The sequence below is a fragment of the Haloferax prahovense genome (genome assembly GCF_000723845.1).
Classification (GTDB): Archaea; Halobacteriota; Halobacteria; order Halobacteriales; family Haloferacaceae; genus Haloferax; species Haloferax prahovense.
In genome coordinates this window covers 1271822-1298242 of the sequence record NZ_LK053000.1, presented here as the reverse complement: position 1 = coordinate 1298242, position 26421 = coordinate 1271822, and the positions used below count along the sequence as shown (strand labels likewise).

The window sequence follows — 26421 nt, the reverse complement described above, 5'->3', positions numbered from 1 at the left end:
GGTTTCAGGATTGATACCCGTCCCGAACACCTAACTCCCCTGCCCCCAGTCTGCGGGTATGTTCGGTATCGGAACGCTCCCCGACCTCCTGCGGTTGGTGGTGCTCCCCGTCCTCGCGTGGACCGCGGTACGCGACGTCCGCACGCGGCGCGTCCCCAACGTCGTCTGGTATCCGCTCGCGGCGCTGGGGCTCGTCCTGCTCGCGTGGGAACTCGTCGGCCACCTGCCGCCCGAGACGGTGTTCGACCGGCTGTACCTGATTCGCGTCGGCGTGAGCGTCTGTTTCGTCGTCCCGCTTTCGTACCTGTTCTGGCGGCTCGGCGGCTTCGGCGGCGCGGACGCGAAGGCGCTCATGGTGTTCGCCGTCCTGCTCCCGACGTTCCCCAGTTACACCCTCGCCGGAACGGAGTTCCCGCTCGCCGCCACCCGCCTCGGCGTCTTCTCGATGACGATTCTCACGAACACGGTCATCGTCGGCCTCGCCTACCCGCTGTTCCTCGCCGCCCGGAACCTCGCCGACGGCGAGTTCGAGTTCCCCATCTCGTTCGTCGGCCGCTGCGTCGGTGTCCCGTCGCTCTCGACGGCCCACGGCCGCCTGTTCGAGTCGCCCGAGGGCGTGACGCGGAACGGGCTGGACCTCGACGCGCTCCGGATGTACCTCCGCTGGCGCGGCCTCACGCTCGCGGACCTGCGTTCGGACCCGGACGCTCTCCGCGACCCCGACAGCATCGGCGAGACGTTCGACCCGACCGACGGCGCGGTCCACCGCGCGGCGACCGACGGCGGCGCGTCGCCCAACCTCGACGACGAGGATGCGGTCGACGGCGATACCGCGGACGACGGCGCTGGAGGCGACACCGCCGAAGCCGACGCGGACGCGTCGTTCGACGACCCGTGGGGCGCGGCCCAGTTCCTCGACAGCATCGAGGGCACCGCCTACGGCACCTCGCCCGAGAAACTCCGCGGCGGACTGGAACTCGTGACGGCCCGCGAGTCGGTCTGGATTTCGCCGGGCATTCCGTTTCTCGTCCCCATGTTCGTCGGTCTCGTCGTCGCGTTCGTCTACGGCGACATCCTCTTCGGCGTCCTCGGCGCGCTCGGTATCGTCTGAGAACCCACGCGGGTCGTGCGTAGTTTCCGCGCGGCGACGCACAAGAGATAACCCCGGCCACTGCGTGACCCGAATCATGACCGTCGATGTCGACTTCGGCGAGGACGGCCTCGTCCCCGCCGTGGCGCAGGACGCCGACTCCGGAGAGGTGCTCATGCTGGCGTACGTCTCGCCCGAGGCGCTCGACCGAACCGTCGAGACGGGTCGGGCGCACTACTACTCGCGGAGCCGCGACGAACTCTGGGAGAAGGGTGCGTCCAGCGGCCACACACAGGAGATTCGGGAGGTTCGCGTCGACTGCGATGCGGACACCCTGTTGTATCTCGTCAACCAGAACGTCGGCGCGTGCCACACCGGTCACCGGTCGTGTTTCTACCGCACCGTCGAGGGCGAGAACGTCGGCGAGCGCGTCTTCGACCCCGACGCGGTCTACGACGACGAGTGACCGATGCGAGCCGACCGATGACGGGGACGGCCGCTTTGTCGACCATCGCGACCGACGGGTCGACCGACCGATGACCGCGGGCGTCGGCCGATGCTGAGCGTCAATCCGATCTCCGTGGTCGCCATCGTCGTGGGGCTGGGCTGTTTCGCCCTCGGCGGCCGGCTGCTCAAGAGCGCCGCGGCCGCCCGTCGGGTCGCCCGCTCGGACGACCCGGAGTTCGTCCTCGACCCGACCCGCGAGGACCCGCCGGACGACGAACTCGACGGCGACGGCCTCGAACGCGGCTTCATGCTGTTGGTGTTCGGCGCGCTGGCGCTCCTGTTCGCGGCGATTAGCCTGTGAGTGGCGCGCGAAAAGTGATTCTTTCTCCCCGGTGCTGTCGCCGAGTTACAGCGTCGTGACCGCGCTTCGAAGCGCGTCGGCGGCGTCCTCGGCGAGTTCGGTCGCGCGCTCCTCGGAGCGCCCCTCGGCGTAGACGCGGACTTTCGGCTCGGTCCCCGAGGGGCGGACGAGCACCCACGCGTCGCCGTAGTCGAGGCGGTAGCCGTCGGTCGTGTTCGGCGTCGCGTCGGCGGATTCCGCGTAGTTTGCGGCGGCGTTGAGCATCGCCGTCAACTCGGATTCCTCGTCGTATTCGAGGTTGATGCGGACGTTGTAGTAGTCCTCGTAGGGCGCGACGAGTTCGCTCGGCGGGCGCTCGGCGACGAGTTCGAGGAACTTCGCCGCGATGTACGCGCCGTCGCGGACGAGACGGTAGTTGGGGTAGAACACTCCCCCGTTACCCTCGCCCGCGATGGGGACGTTCCGACCCTCGCGCCAGAGTTCGCGGATGCGGGTGATGAGGTTCGTCGCGCCGATGGGCGTGAGTTCGAGGTCGGCACCGACCTCCTCGCAGACGTCGACGAGCCGTTGGGAGACGTTCACCGCGGAGACGGTCGCGTCGCCCGGTTGGAGGGCTGCGGCCGCGAGGGCGGCCAGCGACGCCTCGCCGGAGATGCACTCGCCGCGCTCGTTCACGAAGACGGCCCGGTCGGCGTCTCCGTCGTGGGCGATTCCCACGTCGGCGTCGGTCGCACGAACGAGTCGTTCGAGGTCGCGGAGGTTCTCGGGAACCGGTTCGGACTGGCGGCCGGGGAAGTGGCCGTCTGGCTGGGCGTTGACGGTGCGGACCTCACAGCCGAGTTCGCGGAGGAAGTCGGGCGTGACGAGCGACCCGGCGCCGTGGCCGGGGTCGAGCGCGACCGTGAGGTTCGCGTCGGCGATTTTCTCGCGGTCGACGCTGGCGAGGAGGTCCTCGCGGTAGTCGTCGTTCGCCGTCTCGACGCACCGGGTCTTCCCGACGGCGTCCCACTCGGCCACGTCGAACTCCTCGGCGAGGATGTGGTCTTCGATGCGCTCTAACTCCTCGACGGCGAGTTCGACGCCGTCGTCGCCGACGAGTTTGACGCCGTTGAACTCCGGGGGGTTGTGCGAGGCCGTGATGACGACGCCCGGAACGCCCTGGTTCTCGCAGTACCGGACGGCGGCGGGGGTGGGGACGACGCCGAGGTCGTCCACGTCGACGCCGACGCTCGCCAGCCCGGACTCGGCGGCGTTGACGAACATCTCACCCGTTGTTCGGGTGTCGCGTGCGATGGCGACCCGGTCTGCGTTCCAGACCGTGCCGGCGGCCTTGGCGACGCGGAGGACGAACTCCGGTGTGAGGCTCTCACCCACCACGCCGCGGGTGCCGCTGGAACCGAAGAGTTTCATTGAGTGTGTGTGCACCCCGGCGCGACAAAGCCGTTCCGAACTGGTGGCTCGCTCGGTACGTTCGTCGCCCGATTCGAGTCGCCCAATCATCCGGGTCGCCGTATCCGGTGCGTTTACGCACGTCGCTCGCCCACGGTGGCGTATGTTCCCGGAGTTCGAAGTCGTCCCCGCGGTCGACATGCAAGACGGCGAGGTCGTCCAGCTCGTACAGGGCGAACGCGGCACCGAGAAGACCTACGGCGACCCGGTCGAGGCCGCTCGCCGCTGGGTCGACGCCGGCGCGGAGACGCTCCACCTCGTCGACCTCGACGGCGCGTTCGAGGGAGAGCGGAAGAACGCCCCGGCGGTCGACGCCGTCCTCGACGCGGTCGACGTGCCGCTCCAACTCGGCGGCGGCATCCGCACCGCCGACGACGCCCGCGACCTGCTGGACCGCGGCGTCGACCGCGTCATCCTCGGCACCGCGGCCGTCGAGAACCCCGACATCGTCGCCGAACTCGCCGACGACTACCCCGACGGCGTGATGGTCAGTCTCGACGCGAAAGACGGCGAGGTCGTCGTCTCCGGCTGGACCGAGGGCACCGGCCTGGACCCCGCCGAGGCGGCCGCCCGGTACGAGGAACTCGGCGCGGCGGCCATCCTGTTTACCGACGTGGACGTGGAGGGCCAACTCGAAGGCGTCCACCTCGAGACGACCTCGGCGGTCGTCGACGCGGTCGATATTCCCGTCGTCGCCTCCGGCGGCGTCGCCTCGCTCGACGACGTCCGCGCGCTCCGCGAGGCGGGCGCGGCGGCGACCGTCGTCGGCACCGCGCTCTACGAGGGGCGGTTCACGCTCGAAGAAGCGATGGAGGCGTAGGTCGCCGACGCGGCGAGACACGACCTGACCGAGACGCTACGCGTCGAGGTACGCGAAAACGGCCGCGGCGAGGCTCTCGACGGTCCCGTAGACGCCGACGGCGACGAACAGCGCGCCGATAATCGCGGTCTCGGGACGCGAGGTCGCGAGGAACGGCCCGGCGAGAACGAGCATACTGAGGGTCACCACGTCGCGTTTCGGGCTGGCGGTCGCTCCGCGCCGCATCAGTCGCTCGCCTCCGGACGACTCGATTCCAGCCGCATCGGTCGGTTATCGCCCACCCAGGACGCCTCCGCCGAGTACCGCCGCGCCGACCGCGAGCGTCACCAGCGCGACGCCGAGCGCGACAGCCACCCCGGACCGGGCGGTGAGCAGGAGTCCCCCGACGCAGATGGTGTAGCCCACCACCAGCGCTCCCTTTCGCTGCATACCCCACCGTACGCGTCCGAAGTTATGAACGTCCGTCAGACGTGCGTCTGACGCTGCGGCGGGCTGCGGCCGCCGCCGCACGACGAGAATCCCTATATGCGCGGCCCGCTTCGAACGCGACATGAGCGACGCCGACCGACGCGCGGCCGTCTCCCGCGAGACGTCCGAGACGACCATCGACGTGACGCTGTCCATCGACGGCGACGGCGACGCGGTCGTCGACACCGGTATCGGATTCTTCGACCACATGTTGGAGGCCTTCGCCAAACACGGCCTGTTCGACCTGACCGTCCAGTGCGACGGCGACCTCCACATCGACGACCACCACACCGTCGAGGACGTGGCCATCGTCCTCGGCGAGGCGTTCACCGAGGCGCTCGGCGACAAGCGCGGCATCGTCCGCTACGCCGACCGCAAGGTCCCGCTCGACGAGGCCGTCGCCTCCGTCGTCGTGGACGTGTCGGGCCGCCCCTTCTTCGAGTTCTCGGGCGAGTTCTCCCAGCCCTACGTCGGCGAGTTCACCAGCCACATGGCCGAACACTTCGCGATGTCGCTGTCGATGAACGCCGGCCTCACGCTCCACGCGGGCGTCGAGGGCGACAACGCCCACCACGAGGTCGAGGCGCTGTTCAAGGCGCTCGCGCGCTCGCTCGACGACGCGACCCGCGTGGACCCGCGGCGCTCGGACACGCCGAGTACCAAAGGAAAGCTGTAGTCGCCAGTCCGCCCCGTTCTCCCCGACCTCCCGCACTCGACTCTCAGGGTCGCCGGAGCGTCCCCGAGTCGTCGACGAGCAGGCCGCGTTCGACCGCGTAGTCGAAGATGTCGGCGACCTCGTCGTCCTCGAGGTCGTACGCGCCAGACGCCAGCGCCTCGACCTCCGCCCGCTCGACGGGGAACTCGCGGTTCTGGAGGATGCGAATGACCTTTCGGAACTTCGGCGGCTCCTCGCCGGGGTCGGACGAGTCGCCGCCGGTTTCAGTCTCATCGTCGGCGTCCGACTCGGCGTCACTGTCGAGCCGCTCGGGTTCGTCGGCGGTCTCGTCGGCCGCCCGGGCGGCACCGTCGGACCTCTCGGCCTCGTCCTCGCCGTCGTCGTCGTCCGCGTCGTCTCCCGACTCCTCGTGGTCGTCGGCCTCGTCCGGCGAGTCGTGGTTCGCCGGTTCCGGCGGCGTCGGCGCGGGGTCGACCGCGTTCACGTCGACCGAGGCGGCCTCGCCGCCCGACCCGCTCGCGGTCCGCTCCGGTGCCGCGGACGCGCCCGTCTCGGCCCGTGCGTCGTCGGGCACGTCGACGCCAGCGTCGACGCCGAGTCGGGAGAGAAGCGGCGCGATGACCTCGCTCAGCGTCTCCTCGCAGTGTTCGCAGAGGACGACGCGGCGCTGGTCGTCGGCCGGCGTCAACTCCGGCGGCAGTACCTCGAACACGCCGACGGCGTCGGTCCCACAGAAGTCGCAGGTGCGTAGCTCGCGCATGCACGACGGGTCTCCGCGCCGACGGTTAAACCCACTCCCCGGCCGCGGCGTCGGTCGCCTGCCCGTGGCGTCGTCCACCCGACGCCCACGCGACGTCTCCAGTCAGCCGCCGTCGGCGACGTACCACTTAATGCACCCGCCCGCAAATCCCCCGACCAACGAATGTTCGACGAGATTATGGAGAAGTTCGAGGGCAGCCCGAGCCAGCAGGCCGTCATCCGGCTCCTCTTGGAACGGGGCTTTTCCGTCAACGACCAGGGACGGGTCGTCTCGGGCGGCATCGAGATACCGAACACCGGCATCGCCCGCGAGGCCGACGTGGACAGGCGCGTCGTCGACTCGACCACCGACGCCATCCTCGCCGACGAGGAGCTTCGACGAATCTTCCAGAACATCTCGTCGATTCCGAGTCTGATGGACCTCGCGCCGGTGCTCAACCTCTCCGTGCTCACCGTCGAGGTTGCCGACGCCGACGAGCCCGGCATCGTCGCCACCGTCACCTCGAAGCTCGCCGACGCGGGCATCTCGATTCGCCAGACGATAAGCGAGGACCCCGAGTTCACCGACGACCCGAAGCTCTACATCATCACCGACGAGCCGATTCCCGGCGACCTGCTCAACGACCTGTCGAACCTCGAATTCGTCCGCCGCATCATCATCGCCTGAGCCCGCCCGTCGGCTCCGCGAATATTCTGTCAACGTAGCAATAAGATTCTTGTAACTTCACGTGGTAGCCGTTCGCATGGTGTCCATGCGCAGTTGCATGTGCTGTGGTGAGCCGATTTCCGAGACGCGCCACCTCTGCGGCGTCTGCATCCAAAACGGGTGTACGTCGTACGCGGACGCCTGCGGACAGTAGCAGTAGCGCGGCTCCGCGCTCGCCCGCACCGCCTCGCCCTGCTCGGTTTCTCCCGCGCCGGGCCGACGACGCCCCGGTGCGAACGCTTTTCCACGCCGCGACGCCAACTCGGTGGCATGACCGACGCCTATCGAACCGTCGCCGGCCGGGCCGACGCCCGCTTCGAGGTCAACGGCTCGGAGTTCATCGGCTACGTCTCCCCCGCGGAGACGGTCGAGGAGGCGGAGGCGTTCGTCGCCGAAATCGAGGAGCGCCACCCCGACGCCACCCACAACGTCCCCGCCTACCGGGTGCCCGCCGGGGCGGCCTCGTCGTCGGTTCCCGGCGGGGGGAACGTCATGCTCCGCGAGTACCAGAGCGACGACGGCGAGCCGAGCGGCTCGTCGGGAAAACCGGCGCTCAACGTCCTCGTCCAGCAGGACGTGCGCAACGTCGCCGCCGTCGTGACGCGCTACTACGGCGGCACCAACCTCGGCGTCGGCGGCCTCGCCCGCGCGTACTCCCGAGCCGTCAAGGAGGCGCTCGACGCGGCGGGCGTCGTCGAGGAGATTCCCCACGAACGATTCACTGCGACCGTCGAGTACGACGACTCGGGGAGCGTTCGCGGGCTGTTAGAAAGCGCGGGCGTCGAGTTCGAAGCCGCCTACGAGGCCGACGTGTCGTTCGAAGTCCGCGTTCCCGTCGAGGACGGGGCGGACCTCCGCGACCGCATCAGAAGCGCGACCAGCGGCCGCGCGGACATCGAGTAGCGCGGCCGCGGGATTCTTTTCGGTTCAGTCGGTCGGTTCCACCTGTTCCGGCGGCGTCGGTGCGGCTTTCTCGCGCGTCTCGCGGCGGTTCTTGATGGCGAGCGCGCCGAACAGCGCCCCACCGACCGCGCGCATGGCGAGGTCGACGGCGACCGTGTCGGGGACGTTCCCGACGAGCCCGAGGAAGCTCCCGAGGTCGAACGCGGCGTTCAACAGGAGCATCGGGGCCATGAGCAGGAACGCCGAGAGGGCGAACAGGGCCCGTTCGGTCTGCGACACGCGGCTGTAGAGGTAACCGATGACGGTCGCACCGAGTCCGATGACGCCGACGAAGACGCCCGCGACCGGGATGACCACCTCGGGAACGAAGTAGCCGATTTCGGCCACGTCGGCGAACGTGATGACCGCCGCGGCCTCGCCCTGTCCGCGGAGGAGCAGGATGCCGGGCGTCAGGGCGAACGCGAACGGCACGATGGCCTTGTTGAGCGACAGCGAGAACGCCTTCGTCCCGGTCCGGAACGGATTAGACCGGGCAATGCCGGAGGCGGCGTACGCCGCGACCGCCACCGGCGGTGTGATGTCCGCTATCACCCCGAAGTAGAGGATGAACAGGTGGGCCGCGAGCAGCGGGATGTCGGAGGACTGCGCGATAGCCGGCCCGAGCAGCGAGACGAGGATGATGTACGTCACCGTCGTCGGCATCCCCATCCCGAGGATGATGGAGGCGATGGCGGTGAAAAGCAGCAAGAGGACGATAGAGCCGCCGGCGACCGCCTTGATGAGCGCGGTCAGGTTCGGGCCGAGGCCGGTCGCGCTGACGACACCGGGGATGATTCCCGCGGCGGCGACGGCGACGACGACCTCGGTCGAGGTGCGCGCGCCGGAGTCCATCGACTTCCCGATGAACGTCACGTAGCGGAAGACGTTCAGGTCGGACAGCGACGGCCGCGAGACGGCGTTGGCGATGTTGTCGGCCGCTTCGTCGACCGCGTCGTCGAACTCCAACAGCGGCGAGTCGAGCGCCGGTCGGACGAGCATCACGACGAGGCTGACGAAGATGGCGATGACGCCGAGGTCGCCCGCGGCGGCGAAGAGCGCCGCGGTCGCGCCGAGCGGTTCACCGCTTCCACCCGTGACCGCGTCGATGACGCCGACGCCGGTAGTGACGTAGGAACCGAGTTGCGCGACGAACGCCGCCGCGATAGCGCCCAAGAGGGGCACACGGGTCCGCTCGCTGTACGCCGCGACGACGGACAGGAGCGCCATGATGGCGATGAGCGTGAACCACGCCGAGCGCGCGACCGTCAGGCGCTCGACCAGCAGGTAGTACATGAGCAACACGAGCGGGATGAGGTAGAACCACCCGCTGACGAGGTGCTTCCCGAGGTCGACGACCTCGGAGCGGTCGAGGCCGCCGATGCCGGCCCGCGTCGCTTCGAGGTGGACCATCACCCACACGCCGAAGAAGAACACCACGGCGGGGATGGCCGCCGCGATGATGATATCGGAGAAGGGGACGCCGATGAACTCTATCATGAGGAACGCCGCCGCGCCCATCACCGGCGGGAGAATCTGCCCGCCGGAGGAGGCGGAGGCCTCGACGGCCCCGGCGAACTCAGAGCGGTAGCCGGAGCGCTTCATCAGCGGGATGGTGAACGCGCCGGTCGTCACCGTGTTGGCGATGGAAGAGCCCGAAATGGTCCCCATGAATCCGGACGCGAGGATGGACGCCTTCGCCGGGCCGCCCTTGCGGGTCCCGGTCGCGGCGTACGCGAGGTCGATGAACCACTGGCCGGCCCCCGACATCTCCAGGAACGCCCCGAACAGGATGAAGATGTAGATGAACTGCACGGAGACGGTGACCGGGATGCCGAAGACGCCGTTTTCGGTGTTGTACCAGAGGTTCTGGATGATGTTCGCCCACGACCCTTCGGGGATGGAGAGGACGCCGACCAGCGGCATCGACGGCGAGATGAGGTAGCCGAACCTCGCGTAGACGATGAACGAGGCGACGATGACCATCAGGTAGAACCCGAGCGAGCGGCGGGTCGCCTCCAGGACGAGGAGGACGCCGACCGCGCCGAGGAAGAACGGGTAGGACACGTCCGTGAAGGGGAGGACGCCGATGGCCGCGACGACCGCGTCGGCGAGGAAGCCGAGCGGACCGAGCGTCTCGGACACCGAGACGAACGGCGCGCCGAGGTACTCGGCGACCGTCCGGCCGGCTTCGAGGCCGAACACGCGGAGCCGCTGAATCTCGGACCACTCGAACACCATGTAGGCCGCCGTGGCGACGGCGAGCACGATAAACAGCAGGTCGAGCGGCGTCACGCGCTCGCGCTCCGGGTCGATCGCGAGCCATCGGACGAACCGGCGGATTCCCGCGGCACCGCGGGTGACCGGGTGGTCCTCACCGAGGTTCGACGCGAGGGTCGGAACGACGCGACTGAGTGCCGCGGCGAACCGACCGTGGCCGGTCGTCGCCGGGAAGAGGACGAACGCCAGCACGAGCGCGAAGGCGACGTGAATCGAGTTCACCTGCAGGAGTTGGAGCGAACCGAGCGACACCTCGCCGACGAGCGGTATCGTCGCGGCGAACTCGAAGCCGCGGGCGGCCAGCCACGACTGGAAGACGGAAAAGGAGATGGCGACGAGCGACGTGAGAATCGCCGCCCACCCCGAGAGCGTCCGCTTCCGGTCGATGCCCTCCAGCATCTCCTGTGCCTCTTCTTCGGATAGTTCTTCGTCGGTACTCGCTGCCTCGCGGTCGTCGTCAGCGGGCGACTCGCCGCCGTCGGTTCGAATCGGCGAGTCGGCCGGTGCCGCGTCGGTCTCCGGGACGGACCGGGAGGCGTCTTCGTCGTCGGGGCCGTCGGGTCGACCCTCGTCGTGTGTTCGGTTCATCGTTAGTCAGTGGAGGGCGGCGTCGAGGACGGAGCGGTGCGTGACGTACAGGCGGACCGAGCGCGCGTCGGAGAGCGCCACGAGGTCGTAGGTCCGGTCACCGACGTGTAGCTTGTGGCCGGCGATACGGCCGGGCTTGACGTACAGATCCTCGTAGCTTCCCTCGGGGTCGAAGACAAACGAGCCGTTTTCGGTCGTCACGTTCGCCCGAGCGGGCAGCCCCGCGCCGTAGGACTTGAACTCCATCTTGGTCATGACGAGTTCGCCGTCCTGAACCGCGTAGGCGTCGAGGACGCGCGTCTTCTCGACGCTGTGGGTGTATTCGAGCGCGACGGTCGTGTTCTCTTCGACCGGCATCGTCTGTAGTCGCTCGCCGGTTTCGGCGTCTTCGACGACGAGCACCTGTCCGGCCGGAACGGCGGCGCTCCCGCCGACGGCGACCGCCAGCACCGCGACTACGACGAGGAGACGTGTGGGAGTCGAATCAAGCATCGAAAGATGGGTAGGAAACCGCTGTTCGAAAGCGAAGCGAAGCGCCCGGGCTCAGCCGAAGTAGGCCTGCGCGCCGGGGTGGAGCTCGATGGACATGCCGTCCTGCGCGCTCTCCTTGGAGATGAAGTCCGTCTTGATGGTGAGTTCGTCGACGTTCTCGAAGATGGCGCTGGTGACCGATTCGACGGTCGATTCGGGCTGTTCGGCGTTGGTCGCGATCATCGCCTGCACCGAGACGGTCGGGGCGGGGTTCTCCAGTCCGTAGGTGCCCGACGGGACCTCGTCGTCGGCGTAGAACGGCGCGGCGTCCTTGACGGCCGTGCGGTCCTCGCCCTCGATGGGAACGATGCGCACGTCCTCGGTCGCGGCGAGTTCCTCGATAGCGCCGACCGGCCAGCCGCCGACGACGAACGCGGCGTCAATGTCGCCGTTCTTCAGCTGGTCGGAGGCCTGCGAGAAGCCGGTGTTCTGCTCGCTGTAGTCCGAGATGCCGAGGGCTTCGAGAATCTGGGTCGCGTTGACCTGCGTCCCGGAGCCGAGGTCGCCGGTGTTGATGGTCGCACCGGAGAGGTCGGACGGCGTCTCGATGCCCGTGTCGGCGAGCGTGACGACGTGAATCGTCTCGGGGTAGAGCGTGGCGACGCCGCGGAGGTTCTCGACGGGGCTGCCCTGGAACGCCTCGATGCCCTCGCCGTTGCGGGCGAAGTAGGCGACGTCGTTCTGAATCAGCGCGAAGTCCGCGTCGCCGCGGGCGAGGCTGCCGACGTTCTCGACGGACGCGCCGGTGGACTGCACCTGAATCGTGAAGTCGGTCTGTCCCTCGATAACGGACTTGAACTCGTTCGAGAGGGGGTAGTACGTGCCGCCCGTCCCGCCGGCGTGCCACGAGAGTCGGCTCTCGGTGCCGCCGTTACCGCCGGATTCGGTCGTCGTCTCCTCGGCGGTGGTGGTATCTTCGCCACCGGATTCGGTCGTCGTCGTCGTCTCTTCGCCGCCGCCACCGGAACAGCCGGCGAGGCCGGCCAGACCGACGGCACCTGTCGCAGCGATAAACTGTCGGCGGTCAAGCTTCCGAGTCATACATCACTATTCGTCACGATACGTATTTATGACTGTTCATGTCAACGGCCAACATATCTCTATTTACACACTAATTGTAGTAAATTCTTATCAATGTTAGAATATTAATTCGCCAACGATACACATACCTGAACTCGCCCTTCTGGGGAGAAATACAATCCTCCGCGGTTCTGATTTCACTTCGACCCGCGTGCCCACCGCTGTCGGTTTCTCGTTTCTCTGTTCCGTCCGACTCCGGAGTTCGCGGCGGACTTCGACCCGAAACGAAGGGGTTCGGCGAGTTGGGTGCCGACCCCGACGCACCCCGTGCAAACGTCTCTCACAGTAGTCTACGGGGGTGCGGTTCGGGACGTTCGACTCGAACGACAGTCGGCCGCCGGCGGGCGACTTTCGACCCGAAAAGAGGGGGTTCGGACGGCGTTCAGGGGAGTGCGCTCGCGCCCGCAGCCGTCAGTCGACGATTATCTCGGAGTCCGTCGAGTCGTCCGACGACTGCTTGGGCGACATCTGTTCTTCGTACCGGGTTATCCAGTCGGCGAAGCAGGTCGGACAGAGTCGCTGGTCGTCCACGGTCGAGCCGTCGACCTGCAACTGGACCGCGCGGGCGAGGGCGTCTTCGACCGCCCGCCCGCAGCCGTCGCACGGGTCGCTCATCGTCGGGTTCCTCCGGTGGCGCGAGGTTCGTCCATGCGTCGGAGGTGCGCGGGCGGTAACTTAGTCGTTACCCGAATCGGGGCCGGCGGCCGGGGCGTCCCGCCCGCGAGCCGCGGTGCGAGGTGACCGAGTTACGTCGTGCGGAACGCGCGGTCGCCGGCGTCGCCCAGACCGGGGACGATGTAGCCGTCGTCGTCGAGGTAGTCGTCGATGGAGACCGTCAGCAGGTCGACCTCGGGGAACTCGCTGTCGACGCGGAGCAGGCCGTCGGGCGCGGAGACGGCCGAGAGGACGAACAGCTTCTCGGGGTCGACGCCCGCGTTCTCGAGGATGTGGTCGAGGACCGAGCACATCGTCGAACCGGTCGCGAGCATCGGGTCGGCCACGATGACCGTGTCTTTCTCCGTGATTTCGGGGAGCTTCACGTAGTCGATGGTGATGGGGAAGCCGCCGTCGTCGTCCATCCCCGCCTCCTCGTCGCGGCCGGCGGAGATGACGCCCTGCTTCGCCCGCGGGAACGCCTTGAGCAGTCCCTCCACGAACGGCGTCGCGGCGCGGAGCACGTTGATGATGACGACGTTGTCGAGCCCCTTCACGCGCTCGCCGGTCGTCTCAGCCAGCGGGGTCTGGATGGTGACGTACTCGGTCTCCATCGCGCCGTCGATTATCTCGTAGCCACAGATGCGGCCGAGTTTGACGAGGCCTTTCCGGAAGGCGACCTGCGTCGTCTCCACGTCCCGGAGGCGCGAGAGCGTGTCCTTCGCCAGCGCGTGCGTGATGAGGTACGCATCGTCTCGGTCTTCGATGGGCATCTTACTGAGAAGGCGGTTTCCCGAAGGACATAAATGCGGCTATCGGCCGCCAGCGGTGCCCTGCGGGTAGTTCACGCGTAGAATGGGTCGGCGGCGCATCCCGCGGTTTCAGTTCGTCACGAGGTACGTAACCGCCGTGAGCACGAGCGCCGCGGAGGCGACGTTGACCGCCGAGAAGGCCGCGAGGTCGAGGTACGACAGGCCGTAGACGACGACCGCCGCGAACGCCGTCGAGAGAACGAGGTTCATGACGAACAGCACCCGCGGGTCGCCCTCGCCCCACTCTATCTCGTCGGCCCCGCGCCCCTCGTCGTCGCTCCCGGCCCCTTCGGCTTCGCCGCTCATCGCCCGCCCTCCGAGGCCGCGCCCGTGGTCGGCACCGACTCGCGCTCCCGGGTCGGCTCCGCGAGCGCGACTTCCTCGCCGGGGTCGGTCGGGAAGTCGCCGGCGTCCGCGGACGCGCCGGGGTCGAGCAGGTGGGCGTCGAGCGCGGCCGCGAGCGCGTCTTCGTCTATCTCACGGCCGATGAACACCAGCTCGGTCCGCCTGTCGCCGTGGTCGTCGTGCCAGTCGAGTTCGGGGTGGTTGCGGCGGTAGGTGTCCTGTTCGAACTCGGGGCGCGAGGCGACCCACGGGCCGGCGGCGGCGACGTACGCCGACGGGCCGGCCTGACTGTAGGTGAAGTGTACGTTCTCGGCCCCGGCGACCCACAGCGAGCCCTTGGCGCGGACGACTGACTCCGGGAGGTTCCCGAGGACCGCGGCCGCACCGTCGGGGTCGAGCGGTGCCCGCCGGCGGTAGACGAACGAGGTGACGCCGTAGGTCGCTTCCGCGTGTAGGGTGTCGTCGTGGTCGTGGTCGCCGTAGCCGCCGTGGTCGTGGTCGCTGTGGTCGCCGTGGCCGCCGTGGCCGTCTCGGTCGCTCTCGTCTCCTCCCGTATCATTTTCCAACGCCGCCCGCCAGCCGACGGGCGCGTCGGGGTCGTGGAGGTCAGAGAGGAGCAGGTCCGCGTCCACGTCGCCGCGGGTCGTCTCCACCACGGTCGCGCCGGGACGGAGCGCCTCGACCGCGTCGCGGACCGCCGCGAGTTCCGCGTCGGAGACGAGGTCGCGCTTGTTGAGGACGACGAGGTCGGCGCTCTCGACCTGCTCGACGAGGAGGTCCGAGAGGGGGCGCACCGAGCCGTCTCCCTCCTCGGCGACGGTCCGGTCTGGGTCGCCGTCGCCGAAGGTGTCCGCGAAGAGTCTGGCGTCGACGACCGTGGCGAGGCCGGCCACGTCGTAGCGGGCGGCCGCCCGCGAGGTGACGAACAGCCGGGCGACAGGGCCGGGCTCCGAGACGCCCGAGGCCTCGACGACGAGGTGGTCGAACGACCGCTCGCGCGCGAGGCGGACGACCGCGGTTTCGAGGTCGTCCTGTAGCTCGCAGCAGATACAGCCGTTCGAGAGTTCGGCGACGCCGTCGCCGACCGCGAGGTCGGACTCCTCGGCGACGAGTTCGGCGTCGACGTTCACGGAACCCATGTCGTTGACGAGCACGGCGATGTCTCGGTCGCCGGCGTGTGTCAACAGGTGGTTGAGAAGCGTCGTCTTGCCCGCCCCGAGGCTCCCGCCGAGCACCGTCACCGGAATCGTCTCCCCCGCGTTCATGGGCGGGCCTACCGGGGCCGCACATATGAAATCGCAGGTAACCAGCGTGGACGTTCGTGAACGATACCCTTTTGTCCGAAAGCGGGTGAGTGTGTAAACTGATGACGCTCGCCGCGCGCATCGAATCCTTTCGCGAACTCGTCGAAGAGTGGCTCCGCGGCCTCTACCACGGGCTGATTTCGCATCCCGCCTACGAGAAGATTGAAAAACAGGCCGAGGACGACGAGGACGCGTTCATGCTCGCGTGCTTCCCCGACGCGTTCGGCATCCCCTCGCCCATCTCGTACTACACCGCCGAACTGCTCCCGTACCTCGAAGACGAGTTCGAGGCGTGGGAGCGGCGGATGTGGGACCGCGGGTCGCTCCTCGAACGCAAAGGTCACCAGTACCACTTCTAACATGCGCAAATTCGTCTTCTTCGGCGGCAAAGGCGGCGTGGGCAAGACGACGATGTCCAGCGCCTACGCGGTCAAGTGCGCCCGCGACGGCGTCCGGACGCTCCTCGTCTCGACCGACCCGGCCCACAGCACGAGCGACGTGTTCGACCAGTCGTTCACCGACGAGCCCGCGGCCGTCGCGGACGAACCGAACCTCGACGCGATGGAAATCGACCCCGAGACCGAGGTCCGCGAGCACCTCATGGAGACCAAGCGGGCGATGGGCGACCAGGTCAGCCCCGCGATGGTCAACGAAATCGACCGGCAGATAGAGATGGCCCACCAGACGCCCGGCGCGTACGAGTCGGCGCTGTTCGACCGCTTCATCGACGTGATGCGCTCCGCGGACGAGTACGACCGGGTCGTCTTCGACACCTCGCCGACCGGCGGGACGCTCCGACTGCTCTCGCTGCCGGAGTACCTCGACGGCTGGATTCAGCGGCTCCTCCACAAGCGAAAGGAGTCGGTCAAACTGTTCGAGCGCGCGGCCATCGGCAACAACGAACCCCGGCGGATGATGGACGGCGACCCCATCATCGCCCGCCTCGAACAGCGCCGCGACGACTTCTCGTTCGCCAAGGAGACGCTTCGGGACGACGCCGCGTTCTTCCTCGTCGTGAACCCCGACGAACTCTCGCTCCGGGAGACCGAGCGCGCCATCGACCAACTCGACGACTACGGCCTCGACGTGCGCGGCCTCGCGGTCAACCGCCTCACGCCCGAACCCGACCCCGAGGAGTCCGGGCGGGGCGCGACGTTCTTGCGCGAGCGAGTCAAGACAGAACGAGAGCACCTCGACGACCTCCGCGAGAATTTTTCACCGCCGCTCGTCGCCGCGGTCGAGACGCGGGTGGCCGAAGTCAAAGGCGACTTCCTCGGCGAGGTCGCGGCCGAACTCGACATCGACACCGCGCCCGACGTTCAGTGAGCCGGTAAACCGACCGCACGGTGAGAATTTTCGGTCACCTCGGCGATTGAACCTGTCGTTCGAACACGATACATTCCTATCTATCGTTAACGTTAAGGTGGGCATTTTCGTGTCACCGAGTGGGGCAGCGTACCATGGTACAAGTCATTTGGTTGGTCGTCACGGTACTCGCGTTGTTTACCGTCGGGTATCTCGGTTACTCCCGATATCTCGCGCAGTTCGTCGAGCTCGACGACAGTCGTGAGACGCCAGCGCACAAGTACGAAGACGGCCAAGAATACGTTCCGGCGAAAAAGCCGGTGTTACTGGGGCATCACTATTCGAGCATCGCAGGCGGCGCGCCGATTGTCGGGCCGATTACGGCGGGCGTGGTGTGGGGCTGGCTCCCGGCGCTCGCGTGGATCGCCATCGGCAACCCGCTTCTCGGGAGCGTTCACGACTTCGTGTCGCTGTCGAGCAGTCTGCGACACGACGGGAAGTCCATCGGCTACATCATCGGCGAGTACGTCGGCGAGCGCGGCAAGAACATGCTGTTGTGGTTCGCGTTTCTCACCATCGTCCTCGTCGTCGCGGTGTTCGCCCTCGTGGTGGCCATCGTGTTCAACGCCTATCCGGAGGCCGCCACGGCGAGTCTGGTGTACATCGTCCTCGCGGTGCTGTTCGGCGTCTACCTCTACCAACTGAACCTCCCGTTCCTGCTCGGGACGGCCGTCTTCGTCGTGGCGATGTTCGTCGGCGTCTACGCGGGGATTCAGTTCCCGATTGCGCTGTTCGAACCCGCGGCCCGAGCGCCCGCCGAGACGTTCGTCCTGTTCTCCGGCTCCGGCGCGTGGCTCCCCGGTGCGAGTTCGTTCAACGGGAACACCGCGGCGTGGGTGCCGCTCATCCTCGTCTACGGGGCCATCGCCAGCGCCCTCCCGGTCTGGGTGCTCCTGCAACCGCGCGACTACCTCTCGTCGTTCCTGCTGTACGCGGGCGTCGGCGGCGCGCTCGTCGCTATCGTCGTGGGCACGTTCTTCACGAACCCGACCCAGCCGCTCGTGACGAACCTCGAACCGTACTACGGGTTCATCGGGCGCTCCGGCGCGCCGCTGTTCCCGCTTCTGTTCATCACCATCGCCTGTGGGACCATCAGCGGGTTCCACTCGCTCGTCTCGTCGGGCACGACCTCGAAACAACTGAACAAGGAGTCCGACGCGCGCGTCATCGGCTACGGCGGCATGCTCGGTGAGGGACTCCTCGCCACCGTCGCGCTGGCGACGGTCGCTATCATCGCGCCCGACGTGGGCGGCGGTATCGGCCTCGCGCTGCCGACGTTCGCCGCGGGTGGCGGCGTCATCCTGTCGAGCTTCGGCATCCCGACTTCCTTCGGCGGGCCGTTCATGGCCCTCGTGCTGGTCAGCTTCCTCCTCACGTCGACCGACACCGCGGTTCGACTCGGTCGCTACATGATGGAGGAAATCGTCGGGACGCCCGAGACGCCGGTCGAGGAGTTCGCGACCAACCGCTACGGCAACGCGTTCGTGCAGTCGCTGCCGGCGTACATCCTCATCACGAGCGGCTCGTGGTTGACGCTCTGGCAGCTGTTCGGTGGCGCGAACCAGTTGCTCGCCGCGCTGGCGCTCCTGACCGCGACCGTCTGGCTGGCTAACTGGGACGACTCCAAGCAGCTCCTCAGCACGGGTCTGCCGATGGCCCTCATGACGACTATCACGTCGCTGGGTCTGCTCTGGCTCGCGTTCCACGACAACCTCTACGCGAAGTTCCTGAACGCCGAGTGGATGGCCTCGGCGGGCACCTTCGCGATGGTGTCGGCAGTCGTCCAAATCGTCCTCGCGCTGGTGCTCGTCTACCTCGCGCTGTCGCTGGCGAAAATCGGTTACGACAACATCAAAGACGCCCGGAGCTCGGGCGGCGGTGGCGGCGGTCGTCCGCAGCCGAGCGACGACTGACGCGCGGCCGTTCGACTACTCCGTTTTCTCTTATCGACGAAGCTTCCCGAGGAGCCGACGCAACAGCCCGTCGGAGACGGCCGGCGAGCCGTCGCTCCAGAGCGTGAACGCGGCGACCGAGTCGGCGTTCCGGCTGGCGACGGCGTCCTCGTCGGTCGGCGCGACGACGGCGAGGTTCACCTCGTAGTGACCGTAGTAGCCGAACTTCAGGAGCGTCCGGTCCGCGAAGTCGGAAACGAACGACCGGACCTCGTCCGACACCGCGTCGGCGACGAGCACGAAGGTGAAGTCCGTCCCGTAGTGCTTCTCGTCGGGTTCTATCCACTCGTCGGCGAGCGCGTGGCCCAGTTCGACGAGCCGTTCGAGTTCGGCGACCGTCGCCGACTCGACTCGCCGCGCGAACATGTACTCCATCGCGTGGTGGTTGGCGTAGTTGATAGACTGGTGGAGGAACTGCTTTTGGCTCTCCATGCGCATCGAGCCGAACAGGTCGAACCGCTCGCCGCGGACGGCGTACTCCCGCTCCAAGTCGTAGTTGTACATGAGCCGTTCGGCGACCCGGTCGAGGTACTCGTCGTCCCACTCGGGGCGGTCGAGGGCCGGACCCGGAGCCGACGCGTTAGCCTCGGTCGACTTCCCCGACGTTCCGGCTCCCTCGGCGTCCTCGGGCTCGACGCGCTTCATTCCTCGTCGGGGTCGTAGACCACCGCGTCGCCCGACACGGCCGGCGAGCCGAGCGCGAGCAGTTCGACCGGCTCGTCGGCTTCTTCGGGGTTGTACGCCCGGTGGGGGCTCTTCGGGTCGGCGACGAACAGGCCGTCAGCGCCGACTTCGAACGTCTCGTCGGGCGTCTCGACGAACAGCGTGCCCGAGAGGACGTAGAACGCCTCTTCCTGTTCGGTGTGGTAGTGGTACGAAAGCGGCACCTGCTCGCCGGGGGCGGCCCGGAAGCGGTTGAGCGCGACGGTCTCCAAGCCGCCCTCGCCGCCGATGCGGCGGAGTTCGCACGGGCGGTCGTCGGCGGGTTCGACGGCGGTTGCGTCCACGATGCGATATCCCATGAGACGGAGCAACACGTTCGACCCTATAAGCCCGTCGCGACCCGTCCGAAAACCAAGGTTTATTCGTGAAGGTTTCGAACCGCGGCGCATGACAGACTCGTCCCGCGAGGCCTGCGGTCGGTGTTCGATGACCACCGTCGTGGACGCAACCGCGAGCGAGGACCGCGACCCGCTCGGTGACGACCGAATCGAACTCGACGAGTCGGCGCTCCGACTCGCGTCGCCGGCGGCGTGGCTCGGTCGGGTGTCGGCCCGCCTCGACGCGGCCGCCGAGCGGTTCGTCTACCGCGACCGCTAGGCGTTCCCATGCGTGTGCGAACCTGTCCCCTCGTAGAGTTTATACCGTCTGGCACGTACACCCGTCAACGACAATGGAAGAGAGCATCTCCGGGTTCAAGCGCCGCGGCACCTGGGACGAGGTCGTCGAACACGGGGAGCGAATCACCCGAGCGCTCCGCGACGCCGACGTCGACGGCGCCGCCTTCGACGACTGGGACGAGTGGCGACCGAAGTCCCACGAGCGCCTCGGCGAGGACGTCAACGAGAAGACGGCCCAGCAGGCCAGCGTCGGCGAGGGCGAGGGCGAGAAGGCGGGCAAGACGCCCAACGACGACCTCAAGACGGCGGGCGAGAAGCTCTCTCGGTCCTACGAGCGTGTCGAGGAGGGCGACAACGAGGGGGCCGTCGAGTCGTGGCAGGACTCCATCAACTACGTCGCCCGCGCGGCAGACTCCGCCGGCCGGAAGGCGCTGCGGAAGGTCGAGGACACGGTCTACCGCAACGTGATGACCCAGTTGGCACCGTACTACTTCGACAACGAACTCGTGAGCGCGAACATCCAGCAGGTCGGTCGCGGCTCCGGCGACGAGCGGTTCGTCTTCGAGGTGAACGTCAACGACGACGAACTGAAGTCGATGGTGTCGGAGACGCTGCGGGACTTCGAGGACGAAATCGACCGCTGGCACATCGACACGCCGAAAGAGACCGAGGTCGCGGAGGTCGTCGAGGGCGTGGAGGTTCCGGTGACGGACGACGAACAGCGGTCCAAGTCCACGACGAACTGACGCGCGTCTCGCGCTGACTCGACTCGTCGAGCGTGGTCGCCGTCGTCGGCGTCCGCCGTCATCGACAATACTGATACCGTTCGCCCGCGACCCTCCGGTATGCCCGAGCCGCTTCGAGTCGAGTCCGGCGAACTGACCGCAGACGAAATCCTCGACGCGCTCCGCGAGGGCCGCCGCGTCGTCGTCCAGGCGGAGATGCTCGGCGGTATCCACGAGGTGACGCTCCGACACGACGGGACGGTCTTCTACTGCGACACGCCGACGACGCTCCACAAACACGACGACGAAGACGGCATGCGGGACTGCGTGCTGAAGATGGGGTACGCGAAATCGGAGTAGCCGCGCCGTCCCGTCCGGGACGACCGCTCGCTCGCCTGTAGGTGAGGGTTTAATCCGGCGCACGGCGAACAGGTGTGCATGGCCGACGCACCGGACATGGGCGAACTGATGGAGACCGAGGACCCGAACTTCGGACAGGTCCTCGCGTGCGTCTTCGGCATCCAGAGCCACGAGAGCCGGACGTATCTCGCACTACTCGACAACCCCGGCAGCACCGTCGCCGAACTCGCGGAGGTGCTCGACCGCGACCGGAGCAACGTCAACCGCTCGCTGACGACGCTCCTCGACAAGGGGCTCACCGAGCGCAAGCGCCGCCTGCTCGACCCCGGCGGCTACGTCTACCAGTACACGGCGACCCCGCTCCCCGAGGCCAAGGAGATGATGCACGCCGCGCTCGACGAGTGGGCCGAAGACGTGCACGCCCGCATCGACGCCTTCGGCGAGTCGTAGCCCTCCCCGACCGACCGCGTTCCCGACGAGGTCGTCGCCCGGCAGGTGCCGCCCAAACCCGCCCGCTTTTGTCCCTCTGGTGCCACCGCCCGAGCAATGAGCCTCGAACTCACGGCACCCGCCCCCGAGGAGCCATCCGTCGCCGACGACGGCACCTGGCTCGAATGTATCGCGTGCGGCGCGCAGTTCGCGCCGTTCGAGGACGTTCGGTACACCTGCGACGACTGCGACGGCCTCCTCGAAGTGCGCTATGCGTCCCCGCCGACGTGGGACGACTTCGAGGGCCGCGGCGTCTGGCGCTACAACGCCGCGCTCCCCTTCGAAGAGGGCGTCTCGCTCCCCGAGGGCGCGACGCCGCTGCACGAAGTCCCCCGCCTCGAAGCCGACGTCGGCGTCGAGACCCTCCGCGTCAAACACGAGGGAATGAACCCCACCGGCTCGTTCAAGGACCGCGGCATGACCGTCGGCGTCCGCGTGGCGAAGGAACTCGGCGTCGGCCGCCTCGCGTGCGCGTCGACCGGGAACACCTCGGCCGCGCTCGCCGCCTACGGCGCGCGCGGCGGGATGGAAACGCTCGTGCTCCTCCCCGCCGGCAAGGTCGCCGCCGGGAAAATCGCGCAGGCGTCGCTCCACGACGCGCGCATCCTCGAAGTCGACGGGAACTTCGACTCCTGTCTCGACATCGTACAGGACCTCGCCGCCCGCGGCGAGGCGTACCTCCTCAACTCGCTGAACCCCTTCCGCTTGGAGGGCCAGAAGACCATCGGCCTCGAAATCTTAGAGGAGTTCCACGAGGACTACGGCACCTACCCGGACCGCATCGTCCTCCCCGTCGGCAACGCGGGCAACACCTCCGCGCTCTACAAGGCGTTCCGCGAACTCGTCCAGTCGGGCGCGCTCGACGTCGACGACGTGCCGAAACTGACCGGCGTGCAGGCCGAGGGTGCGGCCCCGATGGTCGAAGCTATCGAGAACGGCTGGGACGAAACCCGCCGCTGGGACGATGTCGAGACGCGCGCGACCGCCATCCGCATCGGCAACCCGGTCAACGCGCCGAAGGCGCTCCCCGGCATCCGCGAGACGGACGGCACGGCCGTCGCCGTCTCCGACGAGGAAATCACCGAGGCGCAGCGGGACCTCGCGGCCGAGGGCGTCGGCGTCGAACCCGCCTCCGCCGCCTCCGTCGCCGGCCTCCGAAAGCTCCGCGCCGAGGGCGTCGTCGACGCGGACGAGCGGGTCGTCTGTCTCACGACGGGCCACCTGCTGAAGGACCCCGACGCGGCGTTCGAGGCGGGCGACGACCCCGAACCCGTCCCGAACGACACCGAAGCGGTCCTCGAACACCTCGCCGAGTAGGCGCGACCGGTTCGGTCCGACCGTCGCCGACGGTCGCGAATATCGGCGGGCGGAGCCGTCTGACCGCGGACGATGACGCGCGTCGGGTGCGCGTCTGACGCATCCTTTTCATTCTGTGGTACGTCGTGGCACACGATGTCGCTCAGCAGTATGCCGACCGGAACCGTCAGTCGGGACGGGGCCGGGTCGAGAACGTACCCGCCGGACGAGCCCGAGCGAGGGTCGTCCACCGCCGCGGCCTCGTCCGCACCCGCGTCTTCGGCCTCGTCCGCGTCTTCACCCGCACCCGCGTCCACGTCCGCGTCACCCCGTGGTCACCGCCAGTCACCCGCGGGCGACACTCGGGGTCGAGACGCTCTCCAGCGCGAGAACGAGGCGCTCCGTCGCGCGAACGCCCGACTCAACGCCCGCCTCGACAGCGCCGACGCGGACCGACAGGAGATAATCGACCGCTACGAACGACTGTTAGCCGAGAGCCGGGGCCGTGGTCGGCAGCAGACGCACGGCCGCTCGGGTCGGCGGACCGACCGGTCCCGTCGCTCGGGCTCGGAATCGAACGCGGTCGCCGCGGTCCGGGCGGTCGCCGACCGCGTGGTCGACCGGGTCGCGTCGGCGTTCGGCCGACGGTAGTCCGGCTTTTCTTTCAGAAAGAGGTGCGGTTCGTCCGCTTCAGAGCGTGATGAGGTCCACGTCGATGATGCGGTCGTCGGCGAGGAGCTTCTCGCGGACGCTTTCGGGTACGTCGTCGTCGAGGTTGTAGACGGTCAGCGCCTCGCCGCCGGCCTTCGCGCGGCGGGCGTTGAACATCCCGGCGATGTTCACGTCGTTCTCGCCGAGGACGGTCCCGATGAAGCCGATGACGCCCGGCTTGTCGTAGTTGCGGGCGACGAGCATCTGGCCGTGCGGGATGGCGTCGAGGCGGTAGCCGTTGATGCGGACGATGCGCGGGTCCTCGCCGGTGAACAGCGTCCCGGAGACGGTCATCTCCTCGTCGCCGTTGCGGACGGTGACGGTCACGAGGCTCTGGAAGTCGTCCGACTGGCGGGACTTCGACTCGACGACCTCGATGCCACGTTCCTTGGCGACCTGCGGGGCGTTGACGGCGTTGACCTGCCATTCGAGCGGCGCGAAGACGCCCTTCAGCGCGGAGGCCGTGACGAGTTCGACGTCCTCTGCGGCGATGTCGCCGGTGTAGGTGACCTCGACCTCGTTGAGGCGGCCGTCGAGCAGTTGGGCGGCGATTTTGCCGGCGGTCTCGGCGAGGCCGATGTACGGCTGGATGCGCGGGAAGGCGCTCTCGTCGACCGAGGGCGCGTTGAGCGCGTTGATGACCGGCTCGTCGCGGAACGCGGCGACGATTTGGTCGGCCGTCGAGACGGCGACGTTCTCCTGTGCGGCCGAGGTGGACGCGCCGAGGTGCGGCGTGACGACCACGTCGTCGACGGAGAGAAGCGGGTTGTCGGGCGAGACCGGCTCGTCGGCGAACACGTCGACCGCGGCCCCGTCGATGACGCCGGCGTCGACGGCCTCGGCGAGGGCGGCCTCGTCGACGACGCCGCCGCGGGCGCAGTTGACGAGGTAGCCGCTCCCCATCGTTTCGAGTTCGTCGGTGGAGATGAGCCCCTCCGTCTCGGGGGTCAGCGGCGTGTGGACGGTGAGGAAGTCGGCGCGGGAGAGACAGGCGTCGAACTCGACGAGTTCGGCACCGAGCTGGTCGGCGCGCTCCTCGCCGATGTAGGGGTCGTAGGCGACGATGTCCATCCCGAGCGACGAGAACTTCTTTGCGACCTCTTGGCCGACGCGGCCGAGGCCGACGACGCCGAGGGTCTTGCCGTTGACCTCGTTGCCGAGGTAGTCGGACTTGGCCCACTCGCCGTCTTTCAGGCGGGCGTGGGCCTGCGGAATCGAGCGCGCGGCGGCGAAGCCCATCGCCACCGTGTGCTCGGCGGCGGCGCGGACGTTCCCCTCGGGCGCGTTGGCGACGATGACGCCGTGTTGAGTCGCGGCGTCGATGTCGATGTTGTCGACGCCGATGCCGGCGCGTCCGACGATGACGAGGTCGGGTGCCGCCTCGAACACCTCGGCGGTCACCTGCGTTCCGGAGCGGACGATGAGCCCGTTCGCGTCGGAGACGGCTTCGAGCAGCGCGTCACCTTCGACATCGTACGCGGTCTCTACCTCGTAACCGGCCTCGCGTAACCGGTCCAGACCCGCGTCGGCGATCGGGTCCGTGACGAGTACCTTCATGCGCGTAGGGTCAGACCCGTGCGGGTTAAGGGTTGTCACAACGGCCGATATCGTGACATTGAGACTGTCTCGCACGGTTCGGGTCGCCCGACGTTCTCGCCCACTAGTATTATCTCGGCGAGTCCGATAGATTCTGTAGATGGTCTTCCGTCCCGAGAACGCTTCGCCGGCGACGCAACCGCCCGAGGTGTCGCTTCCGGACACCGGGTCCGTGCTCATCGCCGGTCCGACGATGACGCGGAAGCGACGGCTCATGCTCTCGATGCTCGCGCCCGGCGAGCGCGACGACGTGGGGACGGTCGTCGTGACGACCAAGAAGCCCGCCCCGAGCATCGCACAGGAACTGTCGCACATCAGCGGCTCGCCCCCGGAGCAGTTCGAGGTCATCGACACGACGAGCGTCGCCGACCTCCTCGGCGACCGCGCCGACGCGGGGAACCTCCGGTACGTCTCCAGCCCCGGCGACCTGACCGGCATCGGCATCCACCTGACGGAGTCGCTCCGACAGCACTACGAGGCGAGTCGGGCGGCCCGCGTCGGCCTCCACGTCCTCTCGACGCTCGTGATGTACGTCGACCTCAAGCGGCTGTTTCAGTTCCTTCACGTCATCACGGGTCGCATCTCGGCGGCGGGCTTTTCGGGCGTCTTCACGCTCGACACCGGCTTCGTCGACGAGCGCGAACTCGCGCTTCTCAAGCAGCCGTTCGACGGGTTCGTCGAGACGCGAGACACCGACGGCGACCCGGAGTTCCGGGTCCGCGGACTCGACGACGGCCCGCGGTCGTGGACGCCGCTTCGACTCTGAGCGGGCGTCGCGGCCGCCCCGAGAACGTTCTCACGACAGGTGCTTCGACGCGAGGTCGACCAGCGGCGAGTTCGCCCGGTCGAACGTCGCGATGGCCCCAGACCACTCGTCGTGCGGGTAGATGGCGACGACGACTTCGTCGAACCACCTGATGACGGCGTTCAACTCGCCGTAGTCGTCGAGTTCGGGTTCGTTGACGGGTTCGCCGAGCGCCTTCAGCACGAGCGTCTTCACGCGCTCGGTGCGCGCGTCCGGTTCGAGCGCCGCTTCGATGTCGTCGCGGAGGTAGAGCAGCTCGAACGACTCGCCGTCGTACTGCCCGACCGCGCGCACGTCGGCCTCGTCGAGGTCGCGCAGACCCCGGACGAACTGTCGGAGCGGGGTGTCGCCTTCCTCGCCGAAGTCGTCGGCGAGGTCGGCTTCGACATCGCTGAGCCGCTCGTGTTCGGCGTCGTGGAGGTCGTCCATACGTGCTTGTCAGGGAGACGACCGGTAAATAGCTGTGCGCGGCG

32 protein-coding genes are annotated in these 26421 nt (G+C 68.0%); 17 read left to right on the top strand and 15 right to left on the bottom strand.

From position 1 onward, the window contains the following. Positions 1-58: 58 nt before the first annotated feature. From BN984_RS06410 to BN984_RS06400, 3 genes are all read left to right on the top strand, one after another. The gene (locus BN984_RS06410; protein ID WP_049967896.1) at positions 59-1111 is read left to right on the top strand and encodes an A24 family peptidase; all 1053 of its coding nucleotides are present in this window, start codon (positions 59-61) and stop codon (positions 1109-1111) included. Positions 1112-1187: 76 nt separating this feature from the next. Beyond that, positions 1188-1556, top strand: coding sequence for a phosphoribosyl-AMP cyclohydrolase (hisI, locus tag BN984_RS06405; RefSeq protein ID WP_049967895.1), 369 nt, complete (start codon positions 1188-1190; stop codon positions 1554-1556). Between the two features lie 90 nt (positions 1557-1646). Then, positions 1647-1898: a hypothetical protein gene (locus BN984_RS06400; protein ID WP_008090907.1), complete on the top strand. Its 252-nt coding sequence runs from the start codon at positions 1647-1649 to the stop codon at positions 1896-1898. Between the two features lie 45 nt (positions 1899-1943). Here BN984_RS06400 and glmM read toward each other — a convergent pair whose 3' ends face one another. Next, the gene (gene glmM, locus BN984_RS06395) at positions 1944-3308 is read right to left on the bottom strand and encodes a phosphoglucosamine mutase (RefSeq protein ID WP_008090906.1); all 1365 of its coding nucleotides are present in this window, start codon (positions 3306-3308) and stop codon (positions 1944-1946) included. A gap of 142 nt (positions 3309-3450) precedes the next feature. Here glmM and hisA point away from each other — a divergent pair, with 142 nt between their 5' ends. Then, on the top strand, positions 3451-4167 hold the full coding sequence (gene hisA, locus BN984_RS06390; RefSeq protein ID WP_008090905.1) for a 1-(5-phosphoribosyl)-5-[(5-phosphoribosylamino)methylideneamino]imidazole-4-carboxamide isomerase: 717 nt from the start codon (positions 3451-3453) through the stop codon (positions 4165-4167). 36 nt (positions 4168-4203) lie between these two features. Here hisA and BN984_RS06385 read toward each other — a convergent pair whose 3' ends face one another. Both BN984_RS06385 and BN984_RS19925 read right to left on the bottom strand, forming a co-directional pair. Next, positions 4204-4392 (bottom strand): hypothetical protein, encoded by a 189-nt coding sequence (locus tag BN984_RS06385; RefSeq protein WP_008090904.1) that lies wholly within the window; start codon positions 4390-4392, stop codon positions 4204-4206. Between the two features lie 45 nt (positions 4393-4437). Then, the gene (locus BN984_RS19925) at positions 4438-4596 is read right to left on the bottom strand and encodes a hypothetical protein (protein WP_233514263.1); all 159 of its coding nucleotides are present in this window, start codon (positions 4594-4596) and stop codon (positions 4438-4440) included. A 121-nt stretch (positions 4597-4717) separates the two neighbouring features. On the opposite strand from BN984_RS19925, the gene hisB reads away from it, so the two are divergent. Beyond that, positions 4718-5311 carry an imidazoleglycerol-phosphate dehydratase HisB gene (gene hisB / locus BN984_RS06375; RefSeq protein WP_004974124.1) on the top strand — a complete coding sequence of 198 codons (594 nt, stop codon included), beginning with the start codon at positions 4718-4720 and terminating at the stop codon, positions 5309-5311. 43 nt (positions 5312-5354) lie between these two features. On the opposite strand, the gene BN984_RS06370 is transcribed toward hisB, so the two are convergent. After that, positions 5355-6071 (bottom strand): hypothetical protein, encoded by a 717-nt coding sequence (locus BN984_RS06370; RefSeq protein WP_008090902.1) that lies wholly within the window; start codon positions 6069-6071, stop codon positions 5355-5357. 162 nt (positions 6072-6233) lie between these two features. Between BN984_RS06370 and BN984_RS06365 the strand changes: the two genes are divergently transcribed. Then, positions 6234-6737, top strand: a complete 504-nt coding sequence (locus tag BN984_RS06365; RefSeq protein WP_004974129.1) for an ACT domain-containing protein — start codon at positions 6234-6236, stop codon at positions 6735-6737. 309 nt (positions 6738-7046) lie between these two features. Next, complete coding sequence (locus tag BN984_RS06360; protein ID WP_049967894.1) at positions 7047-7679, top strand: IMPACT family protein; 633 nt, start codon at positions 7047-7049, stop codon at positions 7677-7679. 24 nt (positions 7680-7703) lie between these two features. Here the strand turns inward: BN984_RS06360 and BN984_RS06355 are convergent, their stop codons facing one another. The 7 genes from BN984_RS06355 to BN984_RS06325 all read right to left on the bottom strand — a co-directional run bounded on the left by BN984_RS06355 (position 7704) and on the right by BN984_RS06325 (position 15270). Then, positions 7704-10583, bottom strand: a complete 2880-nt coding sequence (locus BN984_RS06355; RefSeq protein ID WP_049967893.1) for a TRAP transporter permease — start codon at positions 10581-10583, stop codon at positions 7704-7706. 6 nt (positions 10584-10589) lie between these two features. Beyond that, the gene (locus BN984_RS06350; RefSeq protein WP_049905033.1) at positions 10590-11075 is read right to left on the bottom strand and encodes a DUF1850 domain-containing protein; all 486 of its coding nucleotides are present in this window, start codon (positions 11073-11075) and stop codon (positions 10590-10592) included. A gap of 51 nt (positions 11076-11126) precedes the next feature. Beyond that, complete coding sequence (locus BN984_RS06345; protein WP_049967892.1) at positions 11127-12155, bottom strand: TAXI family TRAP transporter solute-binding subunit; 1029 nt, start codon at positions 12153-12155, stop codon at positions 11127-11129. Between the two features lie 450 nt (positions 12156-12605). Further along, positions 12606-12809: a DUF7569 family protein gene (locus tag BN984_RS06340; RefSeq protein ID WP_004974143.1), complete on the bottom strand. Its 204-nt coding sequence runs from the start codon at positions 12807-12809 to the stop codon at positions 12606-12608. A 131-nt stretch (positions 12810-12940) separates the two neighbouring features. Continuing rightward, entirely contained in the window at positions 12941-13621 is a 681-nt protein-coding gene (upp, locus tag BN984_RS06335) for a uracil phosphoribosyltransferase (RefSeq protein ID WP_008090895.1), read from the bottom strand. 108 nt (positions 13622-13729) lie between these two features. Continuing rightward, positions 13730-13966: a hypothetical protein gene (locus BN984_RS06330; protein WP_008090892.1), complete on the bottom strand. Its 237-nt coding sequence runs from the start codon at positions 13964-13966 to the stop codon at positions 13730-13732. After that, positions 13963-15270: a CobW family GTP-binding protein gene (locus BN984_RS06325; protein WP_049967891.1), complete on the bottom strand. Its 1308-nt coding sequence runs from the start codon at positions 15268-15270 to the stop codon at positions 13963-13965. The genes BN984_RS06330 and BN984_RS06325 overlap by 4 nt, the downstream gene beginning before the upstream one ends. A 101-nt stretch (positions 15271-15371) precedes the next feature. On the opposite strand from BN984_RS06325, the gene BN984_RS06320 reads away from it, so the two are divergent. The 3 genes from BN984_RS06320 (at position 15372) to BN984_RS06310 (ending at position 18587) form a co-directional block, all read left to right on the top strand. Further along, positions 15372-15668 (top strand): hypothetical protein, encoded by a 297-nt coding sequence (locus BN984_RS06320; protein WP_008090889.1) that lies wholly within the window; start codon positions 15372-15374, stop codon positions 15666-15668. A gap of 1 nt (position 15669) precedes the next feature. Further along, on the top strand, positions 15670-16635 hold the full coding sequence (locus BN984_RS06315; protein ID WP_008090887.1) for an ArsA family ATPase: 966 nt from the start codon (positions 15670-15672) through the stop codon (positions 16633-16635). 134 nt (positions 16636-16769) lie between these two features. Beyond that, positions 16770-18587: a carbon starvation CstA family protein gene (locus BN984_RS06310; RefSeq protein ID WP_008090886.1), complete on the top strand. Its 1818-nt coding sequence runs from the start codon at positions 16770-16772 to the stop codon at positions 18585-18587. A 30-nt stretch (positions 18588-18617) separates the two neighbouring features. On the opposite strand, the gene BN984_RS06305 is transcribed toward BN984_RS06310, so the two are convergent. Together BN984_RS06305 and BN984_RS06300 are read right to left on the bottom strand one after the other, a co-directional pair. After that, positions 18618-19271 (bottom strand): hypothetical protein, encoded by a 654-nt coding sequence (locus BN984_RS06305; RefSeq protein WP_008090885.1) that lies wholly within the window; start codon positions 19269-19271, stop codon positions 18618-18620. Continuing rightward, positions 19268-19648 carry a cupin domain-containing protein gene (locus BN984_RS06300; protein WP_008090884.1) on the bottom strand — a complete coding sequence of 127 codons (381 nt, stop codon included), beginning with the start codon at positions 19646-19648 and terminating at the stop codon, positions 19268-19270. The genes BN984_RS06305 and BN984_RS06300 overlap by 4 nt, the downstream gene beginning before the upstream one ends. Before the next feature lie 88 nt (positions 19649-19736). Between BN984_RS06300 and BN984_RS06295 the strand changes: the two genes are divergently transcribed. The 6 genes from BN984_RS06295 to BN984_RS06270 all read left to right on the top strand — a co-directional run bounded on the left by BN984_RS06295 (position 19737) and on the right by BN984_RS06270 (position 23487). Next, a complete protein-coding gene (locus BN984_RS06295) occupies positions 19737-19946 on the top strand; it encodes a hypothetical protein (RefSeq protein WP_008090883.1) in 210 nt (69 codons plus the stop codon). Positions 19947-20019: 73 nt separating this feature from the next. After that, the gene (locus BN984_RS06290; protein ID WP_008090882.1) at positions 20020-20712 is read left to right on the top strand and encodes a DUF5828 family protein; all 693 of its coding nucleotides are present in this window, start codon (positions 20020-20022) and stop codon (positions 20710-20712) included. A 99-nt stretch (positions 20713-20811) separates the two neighbouring features. Next, the gene (locus BN984_RS06285; protein ID WP_004974161.1) at positions 20812-21051 is read left to right on the top strand and encodes a hypothetical protein; all 240 of its coding nucleotides are present in this window, start codon (positions 20812-20814) and stop codon (positions 21049-21051) included. 78 nt (positions 21052-21129) lie between these two features. Beyond that, complete coding sequence (locus BN984_RS06280) at positions 21130-21501, top strand: helix-turn-helix domain-containing protein (protein ID WP_004044838.1); 372 nt, start codon at positions 21130-21132, stop codon at positions 21499-21501. A gap of 96 nt (positions 21502-21597) precedes the next feature. After that, complete coding sequence (thrC, locus tag BN984_RS06275) at positions 21598-22857, top strand: threonine synthase (RefSeq protein WP_008090881.1); 1260 nt, start codon at positions 21598-21600, stop codon at positions 22855-22857. A gap of 135 nt (positions 22858-22992) precedes the next feature. Beyond that, positions 22993-23487: a hypothetical protein gene (locus BN984_RS06270; protein ID WP_049913329.1), complete on the top strand. Its 495-nt coding sequence runs from the start codon at positions 22993-22995 to the stop codon at positions 23485-23487. Between the two features lie 39 nt (positions 23488-23526). On the opposite strand, the gene serA is transcribed toward BN984_RS06270, so the two are convergent. Next, the gene (gene serA / locus BN984_RS06265; protein WP_049967890.1) at positions 23527-25104 is read right to left on the bottom strand and encodes a phosphoglycerate dehydrogenase; all 1578 of its coding nucleotides are present in this window, start codon (positions 25102-25104) and stop codon (positions 23527-23529) included. A 139-nt stretch (positions 25105-25243) separates the two neighbouring features. Here serA and BN984_RS06260 point away from each other — a divergent pair, with 139 nt between their 5' ends. Beyond that, positions 25244-25909: a DUF7504 family protein gene (locus BN984_RS06260; RefSeq protein ID WP_008090878.1), complete on the top strand. Its 666-nt coding sequence runs from the start codon at positions 25244-25246 to the stop codon at positions 25907-25909. Between the two features lie 30 nt (positions 25910-25939). Here the strand turns inward: BN984_RS06260 and BN984_RS06255 are convergent, their stop codons facing one another. Then, positions 25940-26377 carry a hypothetical protein gene (locus tag BN984_RS06255; protein ID WP_008090877.1) on the bottom strand — a complete coding sequence of 146 codons (438 nt, stop codon included), beginning with the start codon at positions 26375-26377 and terminating at the stop codon, positions 25940-25942. Positions 26378-26421 lie beyond the last annotated feature (44 nt).

Bases quoted from the DNA above. Each gene is read 5' to 3' on its own strand.
- BN984_RS06255 (WP_008090877.1), bottom strand. From the start codon at position 26,377: ATGGACGACCTCCACGACGCCGAACACGAGCGGCTCAGCGATGTCGAA.
- BN984_RS06310 (WP_008090886.1), top strand. From the start codon at position 16,770: ATGGTACAAGTCATTTGGTTGGTCGTCACGGTACTCGCGTTGTTTACC.
- BN984_RS06295 (WP_008090883.1), top strand. From the start codon at position 19,737: ATGACAGACTCGTCCCGCGAGGCCTGCGGTCGGTGTTCGATGACCACC.
- hisA (WP_008090905.1), top strand. From the start codon at position 3,451: ATGTTCCCGGAGTTCGAAGTCGTCCCCGCGGTCGACATGCAAGACGGC.
- BN984_RS06260 (WP_008090878.1), top strand. From the start codon at position 25,244: ATGGTCTTCCGTCCCGAGAACGCTTCGCCGGCGACGCAACCGCCCGAG.
- BN984_RS06305 (WP_008090885.1), bottom strand. From the start codon at position 19,271: ATGAAGCGCGTCGAGCCCGAGGACGCCGAGGGAGCCGGAACGTCGGGG.
- BN984_RS06410 (WP_049967896.1), top strand. From the start codon at position 59: ATGTTCGGTATCGGAACGCTCCCCGACCTCCTGCGGTTGGTGGTGCTC.
- thrC (WP_008090881.1), top strand. From the start codon at position 21,598: ATGAGCCTCGAACTCACGGCACCCGCCCCCGAGGAGCCATCCGTCGCC.
- BN984_RS06350 (WP_049905033.1), bottom strand. From the start codon at position 11,075: ATGCTTGATTCGACTCCCACACGTCTCCTCGTCGTAGTCGCGGTGCTG.
- glmM (WP_008090906.1), bottom strand. From the start codon at position 3,308: ATGAAACTCTTCGGTTCCAGCGGCACCCGCGGCGTGGTGGGTGAGAGC.
- BN984_RS06355 (WP_049967893.1), bottom strand. From the start codon at position 10,583: ATGAACCGAACACACGACGAGGGTCGACCCGACGGCCCCGACGACGAA.
- BN984_RS06280 (WP_004044838.1), top strand. From the start codon at position 21,130: ATGGCCGACGCACCGGACATGGGCGAACTGATGGAGACCGAGGACCCG.
- BN984_RS06400 (WP_008090907.1), top strand. From the start codon at position 1,647: ATGCTGAGCGTCAATCCGATCTCCGTGGTCGCCATCGTCGTGGGGCTG.
- serA (WP_049967890.1), bottom strand. From the start codon at position 25,104: ATGAAGGTACTCGTCACGGACCCGATCGCCGACGCGGGTCTGGACCGG.
- BN984_RS06345 (WP_049967892.1), bottom strand. From the start codon at position 12,155: ATGACTCGGAAGCTTGACCGCCGACAGTTTATCGCTGCGACAGGTGCC.
- upp (WP_008090895.1), bottom strand. From the start codon at position 13,621: ATGCCCATCGAAGACCGAGACGATGCGTACCTCATCACGCACGCGCTG.
- BN984_RS06365 (WP_004974129.1), top strand. From the start codon at position 6,234: ATGTTCGACGAGATTATGGAGAAGTTCGAGGGCAGCCCGAGCCAGCAG.
- BN984_RS06360 (WP_049967894.1), top strand. From the start codon at position 7,047: ATGACCGACGCCTATCGAACCGTCGCCGGCCGGGCCGACGCCCGCTTC.
- hisI (WP_049967895.1), top strand. From the start codon at position 1,188: ATGACCGTCGATGTCGACTTCGGCGAGGACGGCCTCGTCCCCGCCGTG.
- BN984_RS06330 (WP_008090892.1), bottom strand. From the start codon at position 13,966: ATGAGCGGCGAAGCCGAAGGGGCCGGGAGCGACGACGAGGGGCGCGGG.
- BN984_RS06370 (WP_008090902.1), bottom strand. From the start codon at position 6,071: ATGCGCGAGCTACGCACCTGCGACTTCTGTGGGACCGACGCCGTCGGC.
- BN984_RS06285 (WP_004974161.1), top strand. From the start codon at position 20,812: ATGCCCGAGCCGCTTCGAGTCGAGTCCGGCGAACTGACCGCAGACGAA.
- BN984_RS06340 (WP_004974143.1), bottom strand. From the start codon at position 12,809: ATGAGCGACCCGTGCGACGGCTGCGGGCGGGCGGTCGAAGACGCCCTC.
- BN984_RS06315 (WP_008090887.1), top strand. From the start codon at position 15,670: ATGCGCAAATTCGTCTTCTTCGGCGGCAAAGGCGGCGTGGGCAAGACG.
- BN984_RS06385 (WP_008090904.1), bottom strand. From the start codon at position 4,392: ATGCGGCGCGGAGCGACCGCCAGCCCGAAACGCGACGTGGTGACCCTC.
- BN984_RS06320 (WP_008090889.1), top strand. From the start codon at position 15,372: ATGACGCTCGCCGCGCGCATCGAATCCTTTCGCGAACTCGTCGAAGAG.
- BN984_RS06270 (WP_049913329.1), top strand. From the start codon at position 22,993: ATGTCGCTCAGCAGTATGCCGACCGGAACCGTCAGTCGGGACGGGGCC.
- BN984_RS06290 (WP_008090882.1), top strand. From the start codon at position 20,020: ATGGAAGAGAGCATCTCCGGGTTCAAGCGCCGCGGCACCTGGGACGAG.
- hisB (WP_004974124.1), top strand. From the start codon at position 4,718: ATGAGCGACGCCGACCGACGCGCGGCCGTCTCCCGCGAGACGTCCGAG.
- BN984_RS06300 (WP_008090884.1), bottom strand. From the start codon at position 19,648: ATGGGATATCGCATCGTGGACGCAACCGCCGTCGAACCCGCCGACGAC.
- BN984_RS06325 (WP_049967891.1), bottom strand. From the start codon at position 15,270: ATGAACGCGGGGGAGACGATTCCGGTGACGGTGCTCGGCGGGAGCCTC.
- BN984_RS19925 (WP_233514263.1), bottom strand. From the start codon at position 4,596: ATGCAGCGAAAGGGAGCGCTGGTGGTGGGCTACACCATCTGCGTCGGG.